The organism is Vibrio sp. KMM 9700 (genome assembly GCF_058545285.1).
This window is the reverse complement of sequence record NZ_CM178590.1, coordinates 67,470-87,324: the sequence shown is the minus strand read 5'-3', so window position 1 is coordinate 87,324 and position 19,855 is coordinate 67,470. Positions and strand designations below refer to the sequence as shown.

Sequence of the window (19,855 nt, the reverse complement as noted above, 5' to 3'; positions counted from 1 at the left end):
TATACTGACTCTAAGAAATCAAAAAAGTTCGCAAAATGAAATAATTAAACCTTAAATTTTGCTTCACGCAGACGGTTCAGCGCAGCCATCACATCCAGTGTACGTGGCTTCGCTAAATCACCATTTTTTGGCATCAGGCTATGCCAGTTGTCATCTAAGAGGGCGTCAATTGCTTTAGCTGGTTGCTTCATCCATGCAGCTTTGGGATCAAGACCTGCTTGTTGCGAGAGTAAGAACCAAAGCCAACCAATGGCGTTAAGTTCGTTGCTCGACTCAAGCTGCTCAAGCGCACTGACATCGACATGCTCTTTGCCAAAACGTAGCGTTTGAGTACCTTTGCCTTGAATGCGGAATTTGCCTTCAGCTAAAATTTGCTGCAAGCACGTGGCTTGGAAGCTGCGAGGCTTAAAGTTTTGATATTTTTCAATCTGCTCAGATTGACGCACATTTGGCAAATCTTGGCTGACTTGCTTCGCTTTGTCTGTCACATCCAAAGGCTGATAATCGTGCATTTGAATCACGCACGTGGCAACATCTAAATAATCACCTGAGCCGCCCATAACAATCACACTTGAGACGCCAAAGTCTTGATACAGCTCTTCGATGCGATCAATTAGTGGCGTAATTGGCTCATCGGTTTGGCTGACCAAGGCTTGCATGCGCTGATCGCGGATCATAAAGTTGGTGGCGGAGGTGTCTTCATCAATAAGTAGTGAATTTGCGCCAGATTCAAGGGCTTCTTGCAACCACGCAGCTTGCGATGTTGAGCCTGAAGCATCCAAAGTCGAGAAATCAGTTGTGGATTTACCCATAGGCAAGTTATTGATAAAGTTTGATAAATTCAGATGATGGACACAGCGGCCATCTTCAGCGCGAATTTTTACCGCTTGCGGATCCGTCACCACATATTCACGACCATCATTGGGGATATGATCATAAATGCCGCGCTCAATAGCAGTTAAAAGGGTTGATTTACCATGGAAACCGCCACCGACAATCAAGTTGATGCCACGGCGTACACCCATGCCGGTAATTGGACCAGAATGTGGCGTGTTGAGCGTGATAGCAAGTGTCTCTGGCGCTTGAAAGGCTTGCGCGTCTTTCATTGGCAGATCGCTGGTGCCCGATGCGCGTGGCAAAATACTGCCATTGGCTACAAAGGCAAGTAAATCATGCTCGGCTAATTGGCTGCGCAATGCAACTTGGTCTTCAATCACTTGGCAGTGTTGTTTAAGCGCGTCTAAGTCAAGTTCACGTGCCAGAGTCGCTTTTCTTATCATCTTAGGTAAGTGGAAAGTGATAAGGTTAATCGCGCGTTTTGCTAGAATTTGACGTCCTTCAGCAGGCAAATTGATGCGAAATCTTAACTCAATGCCTTCGTCATCAAAGATAACCGCAGTGCTATCAAGAACGCTTTGACCATTAAAAGCAATATCAACATCGTTGTCTTGCTTGGCAAAGTGGGCAAAACTGCGCGCAATAAAATCACGTGCGGCGCGTTGATAATCTAAAGACTCTTCTTTTAGCCATGTCAGCTCAGTTAAAGACCAAGCACGACGGGCACGAAAACGTGATGCGCTGGCATAAGGGTCAGGCTGGATATGATCGATAAAAAGCATAAAATCGGTAAAATCATATTCACCTTTGATTTGCTGATAAGCGCGGTAGTTTTGTTTTTCGATTTTTTTCAGTTTGTCGATCAGTATTTCCATAGGGGTCTCTAGGTTTTGTAAATCAGAAGAAAGGTATTATACGCAAGTTTAACCACAAAAAAAGAGCTAAGATGGCGCCTGATAAGCAGGGGATCTTAGCTCTTATGATTCGTCATATTTGAAGCAGGGGCTGTGCGTTGTGCTGAAATCTAGGATTATTTATTACGTGTAGTAAATACAGTCCACTTTTCAATCACATTGGTATTTTGGCCCACCACACTTGCGGTCACGCGGCGACTTAAGCGCATCGACTCTTCGTGATCTTCAGCGGCAACTGGGTCGCTGTCACCATAACCGATACTACGAATACGATTAGCATCAATGCCTGATTCGATTAACGCTTGGCGAACATTATCGGCGCGCGTTTTGGCAAGATATTCATTGTGCGCACGAGAGCCAACAGGACTTGCATAGCCGTGAAGCTCAATCGAGGTATCAGGGTACGCATCCAAGAAAGCTTTAACCGTATCAAACTGTGAATAATAAGTGCTTGGGATCACAGTTGAATCATTGGCAAACAAGACATGCACATCTTGTGAATTGTCACGGTGTACATAATCTGGGCAGCCATCGTTATCAATCACAGCGGTTTGCGGCGTGGCTTCACAGCGATCGCGCGCAGCAATCACGCCGTCGCCATCATAATCGGCAAGATTTTTACCTTGCTTGGCAACAGGTGGCTCATCCACGCTTAGTAACGAACAGCCAGACAAGCTACCAAGTAAAGATGCAATCACTAGCGGTTTTAGCATTGCTTTTTTGTTTATCATTAACATAGGTTGTTATTCCTAAACTTATTCTTTAAAAGAGGATTCGTTATTTTGCTTGTTTCCATTCATCAGGAATTTCAACTCGCATCTCTTCTAAAATCATCCCTGTTGCATTGAGTACGCGGTAGCGGGCAACGATGCCATCATAAAGCGCTGCAAGGTAGTTTTTGCGCGATTCAAATAATTCGTTTTCGGTGTTAAGCAAGTCAAGCAAGGTACGCTGACCAATTTTAAATTGCTTTTCATAAGCGATAACAGTACGCGCTGATGAATCCACATGTTTTTGCAAGTAGCCAAGTTGGTCGCGGTTAAGCTCTAAAGCGCTCCAAGCAAGACGGGTACTTTCTTTGAGCATGCGGTGTGAGCGGTCACGAATATCTTTTGATTTATTTAGCTGGTACGCGGCGCGGCGAGCACTGGCTGCATCACTACCACCATTAAACAGGTTGTAGCGCATGTTGAGCATGACTGAGGTTTGATCTTTCTTACCATCAGAAAAATCAACTTCATCGCCCCATTCTTGGCTTGCTTCGATATCAAATGTTGGTAAAAATTCACCTTCCGCTTGCTTATATTGGTACTTTGCAGCGTCGATATCATTACTTGCTATATATAAAACAGGATTGTTTTTAAAGGCTTTCGCAAGGGCATCATCTAGTGACTTAGGTAGGTATCTGCGATCAACTTCAGGGTCGCGTAAATCTTCAGGGTATTGACCAACAAGACGAACATATTCGGTGATTTTATCTTCAAGATTACTTTGGGCAGATAAAAGGTTGGTGTTGGCGCGTGCTAAACGGCCATCAACTTGAGATAAATCAGCCGTTGAGCCAATGCCTGCATCGGCACGTTTTTTGATATCTTCGTAGATTTTTTGGTGAACTTCATAGTTAGACTTTGACAGGGCTAACACTTCTTGCGCTTCAAGCACACCAACATACGCTTCGACAACAGAAAGGGCTTGATCTTGGGCATCCGATAGGAGTTGATAACGTAAAGATTCAGTTTCTTTTTTATTACGCTGAATATCGTTATACGTAATCGAACCATCCCAAATTAACTGGCGAATTGTTACTTCAGCGGTTTTCGCGTCAAAATCTTCGTCAGTTTCGTTATCTTCTTGATAGCCAATGCCTGCGGTGACATCAACATCCGGCAGATAATCACCACGTGATGCATTGGTTAACTCGTGCGCGCTCATAAAGTCGTTATACGCACTGCGAATATCTGGATTGGTTGCTAGTGTTTGTGCGACAGCTTGTTCGAGAGATTGTGCGAACACAGGGAAGCAACTTACACAGGCTCCAACCGCTAGGGTCAATGTTTTTATTTTTAATCTCATTTGGACTCACTCTAATGACTGTGCGCTTTAGTTTTTTTAAGATTATCAGATATTAAAAGAGATAACAGCTGTTTAACAAAGATTAATGTTACTTCTTTTTAGATAGTTAATCGAGATCTGATTTCTTACATGCATGAGATAAATAAAACTAAAGGCAACTGGGTTATCCTTAACATTGTCGATTGTAACCTAAATTTTTGAAAATGCATTCATAATTTTTTATTCGCAAATAAAATGCGGACCTTCAAATAAACGTTAAAATTGACATAAAACTAGCCAAGCTTGGCTTGCATTTCATTCAAAATGTGACTTAGAATGGATGTAATTAAATTAATTGTAGCGTTAATGTTAAGAAAAATAATTAATTATTTGCCGTATGATTGATAGTTATATTGTAAATAACCACCCACATTGATGCGCTATGTATGCATATAAAATATGATAATACTTAAATAATAACCAACAAAAATTAAAAAAATTTAAGTGTTTTAAGCTATTGAAAGGACTTATTTATGGCTTTATCTCCTTCATCGACTTTGGTGATGCCATTGGAGCATGCGAATGTTTCAGGGCGTGCGTTGATTTTAGACCCTCCAAAGAATACGAATGCTTCTTCCGAATCTTCTACCTCCCCAGTTCTCATCCTCGATGCTCGCTCCCAACTTTCTTTTGACCCTGCACTTGTTAGTCAGGGGCAAACTGCGACTTTTATTAACGATAGTGGGCTTCCAGTTTGTTACTTTTATGAAGATGGACAATGGATTGAGCGTGCGCTTAATACTAATTTTCATGTGTTGTTTCATAATTCTCAAATTCCATCTGGCCTGATTGTTTCAAAATTAAGTCTTGCGCAGTTTTATGAGTTAATGGACTACCTAAAAGATGGGTTGGATGTTAGCTTTTATTTGCAGAATGTTCTGGCATTGGAATATGCACCAGATGAACTTGTCGATCCTGAGCAAGTGGATGAAAGCGAAGTGGTGAGCGAGTCGACATTTGAGCATTCGGCAATTATTCGTCCATCGATTGTTGCAGCTGACGGTGATGCAATCTTAGCCGAAGCCGGCTTTGAAACGGCTTATCGCACTGATCGCCCTCAATATGAGGATGAAGATCCTGCAATTATTCCAGCTGATGGTGGCATCTCGCTTGCGCTTTCGCTGCGTGAGGGCGACCTTGATCCGACGCCTGAATTAAGCACCAAAGCCCAAAATATTGAAGGGCCGGCCTACCCACAACAAATTTCTCAAAACGCTGTCCTAAAATCAGGCACCATGCCTCTTGACCCGGATAGTTTTGAAATTACACCGGCAACACTGGATAGCTTTTTACTCGATTTAAGCCAGCGTTTAACTTTGGCTGGGCAAAGCTTAACTTTTGAGTATGACAAAGAAACGCAACAAGTGATTGGCCGTTTAGGCGATGACGTCATCCTAGATATTCAACTTGTTTTTACCTCTCTAAGCCAAGGTGATTTAGGGATTGAGGTGATAACTAATCTGTATGCGCCACTTGATCATCTTGAATCTGACCAAATTTTAATTAACTTTTCTTTAATTGGTAGTGATAAAGGCGGTCATGAGATCCGCTCACCAATAAATGTTGAAGTCGAAATCTTAGATGGCTTAGATCCAAGTTTTGGCGCTGATTTTGGCGTTAATATTGATGAAACCAACCAGCGTGACAGCATTCAAAATGGCCATATAGAAACCGATCTTGGAAGTGATGATTGGCAAAGCCTAAACTTTTTACAAGACCAACCTGCACTTGAAACCATCACCAGTGGTGGCCAAGCGACACAATATGCCGTTGATGGCAATAAGATCTTGGTTTCTAATTTAGATGGCGACCCTGTTCTGAGCATTGAAATTGGTGTGGATGGACAATACCAAGTCATTTTATATGCATCGGTCGATCAACAAGAAGATGATGTTTTATCCTTAGCGCTGAATGTGATTGCGACCGATTATGACGCAGATACTGGCCAAGGCATTATTCACATCGATATTTTGGACGGCGCCGACTCCACTGGCGTAGATATCCCGGATGAAAATAGCCGTGATGCAGATAATTTATTGATCCTTTCAGAAGGTGATTTACAAAACCCAAGTCCAACGAATTATTACCCAAAGAATTTATATCAAAACACCTTAGTAGAAGCGGGTAGTGATCCGTTAATTGGTGATTCTTTGCATATGGCTGCAGATGATTTAGCCAAGTTAACGCAAGAGTTGTCTGAATTAACTTCAAATGGCGATCCTATCACTTGGCAACTCACAGAGATAACCAATGGGCTGTTTGTTCTGCTTGGTGAAGTTGATGGCGAGCGCATTTTTAGAATCGATGCTTCTTCCACCGAAAATGGTAATGGCAACCTGACCGTTGGTGTTCAAATCACTCAATTTGGACCGATCGATCACCTTGATAGTGTCGGTGAATACGTCAATGTGCAGGATGATACGGTGCGTATTAATCTGCCCTTATTGGTGACAGATACCGATGGCGATGACGCGACGGTCAATATTGTTGTGGAAATTCTAGATGGGCAAGATCCGAGCTTTGGCGAAGATACTGGCGTTAGTTTCCAAGAAACAGATGGTAAGACAGTTAAAGACGGGCAAATTGAATTTGATAAAGGCTCGGATGAAGTCGAGAAAATTACTTTTAGCGCCGAGCAAAACTTGCCAAGCCCTCTGAGCTCAAACGGTGAGACTGTCACCTATGTGATTTCAGACGATGGCACTCGCATTACCTTCAGTGCTGAAGGTGAAACAGTGATGACGGTAGAAATCCGAGTGGATGGTAGTTACACCGTCACTCAAGTGCGTCCGTTTGATCAAAGCAATGCAGAAGATAATCTAATTTTTGATTTAGCCGTTGAAGCGCTTGATGCGGATGATGATCCCGCTTTCGGTCAAATTCAGATTGAAATTATTGATGGTGTCGATTCACCAGAAATTGTGATCCCGCCACTTACTCCTGATGGCACGCCAGATCCAGATGCTGAAAATGTGATAGTGATCGAAGAGGGTGATCTACAAGATCCTGCAAACGGTGCGAGTTACCCACAAAAAGGTAACACAGTCACGCTGATTGAGTCGCCAAGTGATGATCTTGTTCAAACAAGCTTGCGGATTGATCCTGACGCACTTAAAGCGCTTGAAGATGAGTTAAAAACATTGACCACCAATAATAATGGTGAGCCGATTCAATTTACGATCTCTCACATGTCTGATGGCTCGATTTTAATTGTCTCGGATGTGAAAGGGGCTGAGGACTTACCTCTGCTCGAGATTACACTTACACCGCAGCTTCAAAGTAATGGGGATGTACTTTTAACCACCAACGTCTCACAAGCCGGTCCACTCGATCACAACACTGATTTTGTTGATGGTACTTATGTGTCAGTTAATGGCGAAGGTGATGACAATATCCAAATTGATTTGCCACTTTTAATCTCAGACACAGATGGCGATGACACCTCCGTTGGCATTCAGGTTAACCTTGAAGACGGTCAAGATCCAAGCTTTGGTACGGATAAAGGTGCCTACCTTGTTGATTCGGTCAATGAGCAAAGCGTGACCAGCAGCATTGAGTTTGATAATGGCTCAGATGTGGTCAAAGAAATTGTTTTTGATGCCGAGCAGCCAAGCCTTGCCGATTTAACTTCAAACGGTGAAGCCACTACATATGAAGTTGTTGGCAATATAGCCACAGTGACAACTGCAAGTGGCGCGAAGCTGATGGAAATTGAGATTAGCCCAAATGGTGAATATACAGTTACCACTTATGGCAGTATCGATCAAGACAATGGCTTATATGAGTATTTAACTCTTGGCGTGTCAGGCACTGATGCTGATGATGATGTCGCAACGGGTAATATTCATGTTTTATTAGTTGATGACCAGTCTACAATCGTTGTTGAGGATGATTTAACGCTAGTTGAAGGGGATTTAGAAGCACCTGCTGATGGCAATGCATACCCTAAATCGACCACTAGCCAAATCGCGATGTCACCAAGTAGTGATGCACTCAATGCTGAAAGTTTTGGCATGATAATGGCCGAAAGAATCTCTTTGATCAATCAGTTAAATAAACTGACGACCAATGATGGTGAAGCGATTACCTTCACTTATGTTGATAATGGTACAAGCTTACAGTTTCTAGGGATGGCAGCTTCCGGCGAAGTGGCACTTGAAGTTAATTTTACGGCTGAGCAAGTCGGTGCTGGTGTCATCATTAATTCAGAAGTGTTTGAATATTTGCCGATCGATCATGATGCATTAACTGATACCAATGTGAATATCAGCGGTGATGATTTGGTGATTGATTTTCCATTGCATATCTATGATGGCGATGGGTTCTTAACCGGTGATAAGCAAGATATCAATATTTCACTAACTATAAGTGATGGTCAAAATCCAAGCTTTGGCGTCGAAGATGATAATGGGATTGCAACCGGTGGTGTGAGCATTGTCGAGTCGGATGATGCGCAAACGGCGACAGGTTATATCGATTTTGATAAAGGCTCGGATAATGTTAAACAAATTACTTTTGATGCTCTTCAACCTAGCCTCAAAGGTTTAACTTCAAATGATGATAAAACGACTTATGTCTTTAGCCAAAAAACTGTCGATGGAGAGATTGTAAATGTTGTCACCCTTTATCTAGCAGATGACGAAGGTGTTGCGATCGAAACGGCGCCAGTGCTAACTATTAGCATAGATAAAGATGGTAATTACACCGTCACGCAAGACAGACCGCTTGATCAAAGCAATGAAGATGGCGATGTGATTAAGCTTGAACTTGGCATTTCTGCTACCGACGCCGATGGTGATGTTGCCACAGGTGATATTCATATCAATATTCTTGACGGTGACAATTCACCTGAGATTGTGATCCCACCATTGAACCCAGATGGCAGCATTGATGCTAACGCTGATAATGTTATTGTCATTGAAGAAGGTGATTTAGAAAACCCAGCGACGGGTAATGCCTATCCAAAAGAAGGCAGCACATCGACAACAATTGAATCCCCAAGTGATGATTTAGTGGCAAGCACGCTGCGCATTGACCCAGATGCACTGGCAGGGCTGCAAGCTGAATTAAGCACATTAACTTCAAACAAGGCAGCGATTGAGTTTACTATCACCAAAGATGACGATGGCTCAATTTCAATTGTTTCTGATTTAACCGGCGCAGATGGTTCACCACTACTTGAAATCACCTTCACGCCAGAGCTGCAAGACAATGGGGACGTGATCGTCACCACGAATGTATCCCAAGGTGGTCCGCTTGATCATTTAGACACCTTTACCGATGGCACCTATGTGTCGGTGAATGGCGAGGGTGATGACAATATCCAGATTGATTTACCGCTGTTAATCACAGATACAGATGATGATGACATCTCAGTGGGCATTCAAGTGAATCTTGTTGATGGCCAAGAGCCAAGCTTTGGCAAAGAAACTGACAATGGTATTGCAAGCGGTGGCGTCAGCATGACCGAAAGCGATGGCACGCAAAACGCCACCGGTTATATTGACTTAGATACAGGCTCAGATGAAATCAATGAAATCGTCTTTGATTCCGAGCAGCTTAGCCTTGAAAATCTCACATCCAATGGTCTTGAAACCGATTATACAGTGACGCAAAGCACCACTGAAGATGGCGAACTCATCAATACGGTGACCTTATATCAAGTGGGTGAAGACGGTGAGCTTGATTTTGACGCGCCAGTACTAACCATTAGTATCGATAAAGATGGCAATTACACCGTCACCCAAGACAGACCGCTGGATCAAAACAATGAAGATGGCGATGTGATTAAGCTTGAGCTCGGCATTTCTGCTACCGACGCCGATGGTGATGTTGCCACAGGTGATATTCATATCAATATCGTTGACGGCGCAGATCCAGTCATTGTTGACGATACTGAAATGGTTGTAACCATTACGGAAGGTGACTTAAGTGACGTTGAGGAAAATGGTGATAATACTTACCCAAGCACAGGCTCAATTGAGACCAATCTAGTCTCCCCAATGGATGATTTGGATGCGTCATCACTTCATTTTAATGATCAAGTGAAAGAAGACTTAAAAGATGAGCTTGAAACCTTAACCTCAAATGGTCAAGCGATAGTCTTTACCATTGAGACAGATGAAGAGACCGGCATCACAACCATAGTTTCAGACTTAAAAGGTGAAGATGGCTCACCAGTATTGAGCATTACCTTTACGCCAGTTGTCGATGAAAATGGTGATTTAACCCTAACCACAGCTGTGTCCCAAGGTGGGCCGCTGGATCATGCGCAGGGCGAAAACTATGCCGATGGCACTTATGTATCCATAAATGGCGAAGGCAATGACAATATTCAGATCGATTTGCCACTGTTAATCAGTGATACAGATGGTGATGAGACCCAAATTAATATTCAAGTTAATTTGCAAGATGGCGCCGACCCAGTGTTTGGCACTGAAGCCGATAATGGTATTGCAAGCGGTGGCGTCAGCATGACGGAAACGGATGGGACGCAAACCGCAACGGGTGCGATTGAGCTGGATAAAAACGCTGATGAGATCAATGAAATCGTCTTTGATGCCAAGCAACCTAGCCTTGAAAATCTCACTTCAAACGGTTTGCAAACTGATTATACGGTCATCCAAAGCATAGTTGATGGCGCGATCATTAATACGATCACCTTATATCAGACAGATGATGAGGGTACGCTCGATTTCGAGTCGCCAGTGCTAACTATTAGCATAGATAAAGACGGTAATTACAGCGTTACCCAAGACAGACCGCTAGATCAAAGCAATGATGATGGGGATGTGCTTGAACTTGTGCTTGGCATTTCTGCAACAGACGCAGACGATGATGTCGCGACAGGCAATATTCATATCAATATTCTTGATGGCACCAACCCAACCCCAATTGAGCCGCCAGAGCTAAAGCCTGATGGCAGCATTGATGCCGATGCGCAAAATGTCGTGGTGGTTGAAGAAGCTGATTTATCTGATCTAAATGCTGATGGCGAAAATACTTACCCAGCGACAAACAAAACTGTCACCACCCTTGAGTCACCAACGGATGATTTGGTTGCTGCATCACTTCATTTTGATGCTGAAGTTCTGTCTGCTCTTAAAACAGAGCTTGAAACCTTAACCTCAAATGGTCAACCGATTGAATTTACCATTGAGACAGATACTGTTACTGGCATCATAAGCATTGTTTCTGACTTAAAAGGTGAAGATGGCTCGCCTGTGTTGAGCATTACCTTTAGTCCAGTTGTCGATGAAAATGGTGATTTAACCTTGACCACACTTGTGTCGCAAGGCGGCCCTCTGGATCATGAGAAAGGCGAAGGCTATGCCGATGGCACTTATGTGTCGATAAATGGTGAAGGTGATGACAATATCCAAATCGATTTGCCGCTATTAATCCGTGATACGGATAAAGATGAAACTCAAATTAATATCCAAGTTAACCTGCAAGATGGCGCTGACCCAGTGTTTGGCGAAGATACAGGCACGACGATTACTGAAAGCGCAGAGCTTGCAGATGAGGCAGGGATTAAGAACTCTGGCGATATTCCACTAGATACCAATAGTGATGAAATTGTTGAATATGCGTTTAGTGACACTCAAACAAACTTATCTGCATTAATTGATGGTGAAACTGGCCTCAAATCAAATGGTCGTGCACTGAGCTATGAATTGGCAGATGATGATGCGAGTGTGTTGAATATCTTTGCTGAAGATGGCACTTTAGTCATGACTGTCGTGCTTAACCTTGCAGATGGCACATATGATGCAACACTCTTTGAGCCGCTTGATCATGTCGATGCTAATGAAGACTTGATTAATTTCATCTTTGATATAAGCGCAACCGATGCGGATGGGGATATTGCACAAGGTCAGATCAAAGTCATCATTGAAGACTCAGTTGCAGATTCAGTGACAGATTCAGTAACTGTGACCGAAGGCGATTTAGATGATAGATTCGAGAGTAATTTCACTGATAATAACTCTGAGCTTTACCCACAAACGAATAAAACATCTGTCGTTGTTTATCAACAAGGTGATGCATTAGACAGCACTACGCTACGTATTGATCCCGATAAAATTGGTGATTTGAATGCTTCGAGCAACTTAATCGAATCGAATGGCGAAAAGGTTACCTTTGTCGTCAATGATGCGTCGGATACCACCAAAGCTTTGGGTGGCTTTACTGTCACAGGTAGTTGTGAGTCGCACGATCCGCTGATTCAAATTACCTTTACTCCAAGCTATGACACTGATGGTAACTTATTGATCAGTACAACAGTTGTGCTTTATGGTCCAATCGATCATATCGATACCGGCAGTAATTCGGATCTGATTTATATTGTAGATGATCAGCTATTTATCAACTTCCCAATTTTAGTTGATGACTACGATGGTGATCCGATTAGTGTGGATGTTGAAACAGTTATTACTGATGGGTTTAACCCAGAATTTGGTGCAACTGAACCTGTCATATTGGAGTATGTGGACGGATTAGAAGTAGCGGATGCGTCAGGCAGTATTGAGCTAAACGCCAACAGTGATGAAATAAAAGAAATTCGTATTGTTCCAGAGCAAAGTCAGCTTGATGCGATCACTCACGGTGGGCGAGAGACAGAGGTTGCCGTCAACGAAGCGCAAGACACACTGACCATTTATGGTACGGATGCGGATGGGAATCAAATCACTATTATGGTAGTGACCTTGCATCAAGATGGTACCTTTGATGTCAATCAATACGAATCACTTGACCAACCTGATGGTATTTTAACGATTGATATTAATCTTGAAATTGAAGATGTGGATACAGACGTTAATACCGGCGTGATCACTATTCAATCTCAAGATGGTGAAAATGCCGAAGGTGGTAACCTTGTTGATTTAGAAGTCACAGAAGGGGATCTTGATGTCAATGGCACTGGCACAAGCACATATCCAGTTTCAGACAGCGCGAGCTTCCACGTTGCGCCTGGTACAGATGATTTAAACCCAGATACAGTCGAAATCGATCAAACTTTAAATGAAGCCTTACTTGCCGAACTTGAATCCCAATTAACGACGCAAAATGGACAGTCGATTGAATTTACTTACGATGAAGCAAGCAAAACATATATCGGCACAAGTAACGGCGAAAAGGTGCTGGAGTTTGGTTTTAGCGCCATTCAATCAGAAATAGAAGACGGTGGAAGTGTTGCTGGGGTAGATATTACAGTTTCATTTACCCAATATTTACCGCTTGATCATGATAAATTTGATGATTCTGGCTTTGTTATCTTTGATGGTGATCAAATTACCTTAAATGTGCCAATTCAGGTCTCAGACTCTGATGGCCAGCCACTTGATGAGCCTGTCACCATCGAGATTAAGATGAATGATGGGGTTGATCCAAGCATCAAAAGTCCGACAACGACTACGGTGGATGAAAGTGCAATCGACTCTGGTGGCGACAATCACCAAGGTTCAAACCCGAACTCAGATGCACAAACGGCTACCGGTCAAGTGATCATTGATACAGGCAGTGATCACATCGACAGCTTCACCGTGAATATTGACTACTTTAATGAATATTATTCAGATCCTGATTCTGGCATTGGCCTTTTAACCTCAAATGGCGAGCAAATTAGCTTAAGCTATGATGAATCGAGCAATACTTACTTTGGGAAAACTGCGTCTGACGACAATGTCTTTAGCTTTAGTATTGATCCGACTGGCGACTTTACGTTCACGCTCCTTGGCGCGATTGATCATGCCATCGATACAGATTTAGACAAAGAGCTCACCATCTATTTGCCAGTGTTTGCCGTCGATGATGATGGCGATGTCACCAACAATGTGAATGTACCAATCAAGATTGTGGATGATGTGCCAACAGCTGAGGCGATTACGCTTGAAGTTGAAGAAGGGGAAATTACCGATCTTGGTGACGTACTGATCAACCGTAATGAGGGCGCAGATGATGCGAAAGTGACCTCAATTGTTGTGGATGGCGTTGAGATCTTATTAGCTGATTTACCGACCGAGACAATCGATGGCAAAATCTACCATGTGTATAACGTCGAAAGTGAGCAAGCTTTTGATTTAGATGGTAACCCTGTTGATCTAGGTGTGTTGTATATCAATGATGAAGGCAATGTGCGCTTTGCTGCAACAGATAACCTTGATCACACGGATGGCGTGATCTCTGAAACTATCGATTTTATTGTCACCGACGGCGACGGCGATACGGATCAAAGTACAATTACGCTCAGCGTGTCTGATCAAGATCCAAAAATTATTGCCGAGACGGCAAACGGCATCGAGCAAGACGGTTCACAAGGTAACGCATTTGATAACCTAGACGGGACCGATCACTCGGATATCGGGATCGAAATTTCGATGACGATTGATGTTGGTGATAAAGATCAAAATGAAGCGATTTCAGAAGTTATTTTAACCTTGCCAACGCCTGCAAACGGTATCTTTGTCGATGCAAATGGTGATCCACTACCAACTGATGGTAATACGGTTACGCTTACCTCGGATTATTTTGTTGATAATGGCGACAGCACATACAGCCTTGAAGGTGTGTATTTTGTGCCAAATGATGACTTCTCTACCAATGAAGCTGATATTAGCATTGGCGTGGAAGCGGTTGTCAGCTCAGACAGTGGCGATAAAACATCGAGCGGCAGCTTTAATATTAGCGTAGCTGGGGTTGCTGATATTCCAGTATGGGATGAAGATGCAACGGTTAACCATTACACGGTTGATGAAGATAGCAACAATGTCGATCTTGAAATTAGCGCAGTGCTCAATGATGAGGACGGCTCCGAAGCGCTTGTTTATTATATTAAATTTAGCGAAGAAGATGGTGTTGATTACAGCGACTTTGGTCAGCTAGTGCTATCTGGCGGCAAACTTGGCGCGCCGGATGCAAATGGCTATTACCAAGTTTCAGCAGATGATATTCACTCGCTGCAAGTGAACCCAAATGATAACTATAGTGGCGACATTAAGTTAGAAGTCTACGCCGAAAGCCAAGAATCAAGCCCTTATGTACCGGGTAAAGAGACGGCGCAAACTGATGATTCACAGTTAATTGTGATTAACGTTAACCCTGTGGCTGATGCTGTGCGCTTGGTGACTGAGGCGCTTAAATCAAACGAAGACACAGATATTGATCTCTCAAGTATCGTCCATGTGACGCCTCGAGATGATAACGATGATGGCTCAGAAGAATATTTCGTTCTTTTCTCTGATTTGCCAGATGGCGCGTCGATTGAGTTGAATGGCGTGACACTTACACCAGATGAGAATGGCGTGTACGAAATTTCACTGAATGATCTCGGCAATGCTCAGCTTATCCCGCCATTAGATAGTAACGTTGATTTTTCAATCAATGTAGAAATTGCGGTGGAAGATACGGCAAGCCTTACCGATGAAAACGGCAATGTTTCAAGCACCACAGATCGTCAAATCGTTTCTTCTGGTGAAATCAACGTCAACCTGATTGGGGATGCGGATGCACCTATAGTGATTGAAGGTGATGAATTATCTAAATGGGATATTTACAGACCAGGCGTTGATGAAAACGGCGAGCTTCTTGATACGCCTACAGCCAGCATCACGATCACAGAAGATACAGGGGCTGTGATTGACTTTAGCTTTATTTCTGGGGAAGAAGGCTTATTTGGAGACAGTGAAGAATATCGCTCTGAGAGCCTAGCCTTTGGCATTACAGGTATTCCTGAAGGCGTGACGTTCGAAGACGCAGATGGAAATCCAATTGAGTCAACCTTAGTCACCAGTAATCCAAATATCTACCGCATCGATGTCAACCAACTGGAAGGGATCAAGATTATTCCGCCAGAAAACAGCTCAGCGGACTTTAGTTTACCTGTGCGCGTGACGGTGACCGAAGATGATGGTGACCAGGAAGTTTATGACTTTGAAATAAATGTGACGGTTGAGCCTGATGTAGATATGACAGACTTTAGCCTTGATTCCACAGGGTATGAAGATGAGTTAGTTGAACTAAATTGGAACCCAGTGCCAGGGCCAGATGACAGTGAATTTGTCGCAGGGCTGCAAGTGGAAATTCCAGAAGGTTACAGCTTAGTGATTGGCGGTGAAGATGGTGAAGTGATCACAGGTGATGGCGGTGATTACACCTTAACTGAGGATCAACTCGCTGATGCAATCTCCGGCGGCTTATACCTGCAAGCGCCTGAAAACTCGGATACAGATGTCACCATTAATACGAAGGTGACGATTCATGATAAAGAAGAAGATGATGACACAGCTGCAACCTCTTATGTAACAGGGACATTAAATGTCACCTTAACTTCAGTTGTGGAAGACGTCGATGCGGATAACTATTTAGACATCCAAACCAATGGCGAGTCTGTTGATGTGATTACATCTGAAGATGGTCGCACTGTTGATTTGATGACGAACACCAGTGATAACGCCAATGGTATTGTTTGGGTTAATGATGATACGTCCAGTGATGAGCTTGTCACTCAAGTCGTGATCCGTTTTGATACCCTTTATGATGAGAACGGTGATGTAATTTCTGATGATAGTAACTACCTAGATAGATTCTTTATCAGCAATGCAACCGATAATGGCGATGGTTCTTGGACGATTAGCTCTGCAAACATAGATAAGATTCATATTGTCGCGCCTCCTGGTTTTTCTGGCACAGTTGGGATCACAGTCGAGACTTCTGTGCAAGATGGTGGTGACGATGATTTAGCACCAAATGAGCCAAGTGAAGTTGTGGTGCGTGAAGACACGGTTAAAATTCACTTCAATGATACATCTGGTACTAATCCAGAGGATGCAGAACAACCAGGTGATATTCATTTGGGAGATATCGCACTTGATGGTGATGAAGATGGTGTCATTAGTATTAGTGACATGATTAATGAAGAAGTCACAATTGGCCCTGAAGATAGTGAGGGGGACCAGTTCTCATTGGTGATTTCTGATGAGAGTTTACCTGAAGGCGCTGACATCGAGGGCATGGAATACAACCCGGCAACCGGCGAATGGGTAGCGATTGTTGAAGTCAATGATGATGGTTCCTTCTCCTTCCCTGAGATCACTTTGATTTTGCCGCCTGATTACGCGGGTGATTTTGAGTTAGACGTTGAGTATGTCAATACGGATACTGGTAGTGGTATCTCGAACTCTGTAACAGGGACAATTCCTGTCCATGTAGATCCTGTTGTCGATGAGCCTGACTTCTCATTCACGATTGAAGAAACAACAGGTTTGGATGAAAACCAACAGCCAACCGATGGTGAGGACACACCAGTATCAGGCCAAGGATTAGAAGATGGCATCATTCATCTGAACCTAAATGCATCATCAGGGGATACGAATAATGGCGGCATCGATGATGGCGGCTTTGAAGATTTTGATGGCGATATTACACTAACGCTAAATGATCCAGATGCTGGTGAGTTTGTTGATGCGGAGGGTAACTCGTTAGGTGACAGCATCACGATTAGCCCAGAAGATCGTAATGATATTTACTTCAAACCGGCTGACGATTTCAGCGGTGATGTCAGCGTGAATATCACAGGTGGTTCGAAAGATACGGCGAATGTTAATGGAGATCCGGTTGTTGCTGAGGGCTCATTTGATGTCAACCTAAGCTTCACGGTTGAAGCGGTCAATGATGATCTTGAATACCAACAAGATGGTAAAGTTGTCGATGAAATCGAATTTACCGGTGAAGAAGGCGGCGAAGTTTCGTTTACGGGCTTAACCGGCTCACTTCAAGACTCTGATGGCTCTGAGACAATAGTATCCGTAACGCTTACCGATGTGCCGGTTGGCTTTGTCATCGAAGGCGCAGATAACTTAGGTAATGGCATTTGGTCGGTAGACATAAGTGCAGATGAAACCTTTGATTTATCAAATGTAACCGTTAAGCCGCCAGAAGATTTTAGTGGTGATGTGACCTTTACATTAAGCGTCTTAACCCAAGAAGATTCATTGTCTGATCCGGTTTCAAAAGATATTCCAGTAACGATTCATATCGAACCTGCTGGGGATAAAGTCAACGCAAATGTGGTGACAGATGCCACTGGTGATGAGAATGCGGATATTGAACTCATCATCAACGCGCATAACTTGGATGATGCGAACTCAACCAATCTTGAAACGGAAAACCCACCGGAGCAAATTCAAGTTGTGATCTCAAATGTGCCAGATGGCGCAACGATTTCATTCCCTGATGGCGTTGAAGGCAGCGTGACAGACAATGGTGATGGCACTTGGACCGTGGTAAGCGAGGGCTCAGATTTAGATAAAATCATCTTCAATCCTGGGGATAATAACTCGGCAAACTGGAATGGCGAGCTTGAGCTTGAAATTCGCGGCAGTGATAATGGCGTCTTGTCTGATGATGTGACCAATGAAACCATTAATGTGGATGTCAACCCAATCAATGACGCGCCAGTTAACAATGTCGACAATGTCAGCGTGAGCGATGATACCATCACAGGTTTGTCGGTGTCAGATGTCGATGCGGCAGATTATGATGGCGATTACACGGTTGTGCTGAGTGTTGAAAATGGCGTGATTAATGCACCGGATAGCGCAGGGGTGAGCATTAGTGGCAATGGCAGCAATGAAGTGACCTTAACTGGTGATCTTGATAGCATTAATGCACTGCTTGATGCGGGTCTTGGGTATACGGCAGATGAGGGCGCAACATCTGATACCTTAACCATCACCACGACAGATAATGCAGGCGCGGACTCTGCGCAAGATAGTGACGACGTTGCGCTCAATAATCTGAGCCGCTCTGCGCCGCAAGCTGCTACGCTGATGTCTGATTCTTTGTCATATAACAGCACGCAAAATAGTCGCAGCATGCGTCAGTTTATGCAACTTGATGCCGCGAATACAAGCGTGATCACCGCGGCAAGTTTACTCTTGTCAGGTGCAGCTGTGGCGCAAGAGTTACCTGAGTCTAAAGCGCATTATGAACAAGATGCGGTGGCGGTTGCACAAGTGTCGCAAGTGGGTGATGACGTTAGTCAAAATGAGGCTCAAACATTAACTCAAGGCATTGATACAGATGCAAATAGTGCCCCTCAGACACAAACCTTTGAAAGTCAGGTAGCGGTTGAGGAGATTGACAATTTAGACGCGCAAATCAATAGCGATGACACTATCTTGTCAACGTCTGCAAATGTATATGACACGCAAAAATTAATTGAAGCGCAGCAACATACCAAGATGACAACTGAGCACTTCACGCAACATCAAGAACTTGAACATGATGACGTGAATTATCAAGCAAGATTTGATAGCTTTATCGAAGAGCTCAGCATTACTTTTGGTCAGGAAGACGAAGCGATTCAGTGGGTGATTCACAATCCCGAATTAACCTCTGATTGGCTTGCACACTGCACAAGTCAAGATGAATTTACGCAAAACTTTAATGATTTCTCAACTTGGTACCAAGAAACGCAGCAAACGGATGTACTGGGTGCATTTACTCAATATTCAAATAATCTACATTTATCAACGCATTTAGATTCGGGTGATAATATTTATGTCGATCAAGATGATATGAGTGCATGGCTACCAGATGAGAGCATTGATATCTCTATCACGCATTTGTTAGAAGAGAAGTATGATCAAGATTTAGATAAATTGACAGACTTTAAATTTGACTTTATGCAAGAAGAGGAAGAAAGCGTGGATTCATTATTAGCAAATGTTGCAACGCTTCAAACAGAAAATAACGCGCCTGAGATTAGTTATCAAACGCAAACGCAACAAAAAGAGTCAATGTTAGACTCACATGATATACATGTTCAGCAAGCTGTTTTGGATATTCATATTCCTAATTATGATATTTAAGCTTGGTTTATTTTGTGTATGAATAACTAAAACCAAATATTACATAGCGTTACATCGAAATGGGTACCTTGTCAGCAGGGTGCCCATTTTTGTATCTAATAATCAATGAAAAATTAATGT

General features: G+C 43.2%; 4 protein-coding genes. 1 reads left to right on the top strand and 3 read right to left on the bottom strand.

Going from position 1 to position 19,855, the window contains the following annotated elements:
* Window positions 1-44 precede the first annotated feature (44 nt).
* The 3 genes from AC2VOY_RS11700 to AC2VOY_RS11690 form a co-directional block, all read right to left on the bottom strand.
* On the bottom strand, window positions 45-1,712 hold the full coding sequence (locus tag AC2VOY_RS11700; protein WP_491833691.1) for a P-loop domain-containing protein: 1,668 nt from the start codon (window positions 1,710-1,712) through the stop codon (window positions 45-47).
* Between the two features lie 155 nt (window positions 1,713-1,867).
* The gene (locus AC2VOY_RS11695) at window positions 1,868-2,488 is read right to left on the bottom strand and encodes an OmpA family protein (RefSeq protein ID WP_491833689.1); all 621 of its coding nucleotides are present in this window, start codon (window positions 2,486-2,488) and stop codon (window positions 1,868-1,870) included.
* Between the two features lie 40 nt (window positions 2,489-2,528).
* On the bottom strand, window positions 2,529-3,824 hold the full coding sequence (locus tag AC2VOY_RS11690; protein ID WP_491833688.1) for a TolC family outer membrane protein: 1,296 nt from the start codon (window positions 3,822-3,824) through the stop codon (window positions 2,529-2,531).
* A 512-nt stretch (window positions 3,825-4,336) separates the two neighbouring features.
* Here AC2VOY_RS11690 and AC2VOY_RS11685 point away from each other — a divergent pair.
* Window positions 4,337-19,735, top strand: a complete 15,399-nt coding sequence (locus AC2VOY_RS11685; RefSeq protein ID WP_491833686.1) for a T1SS-143 repeat domain-containing protein — start codon at window positions 4,337-4,339, stop codon at window positions 19,733-19,735.
* The last annotated feature ends 120 nt before the right edge of the window (window positions 19,736-19,855 follow it).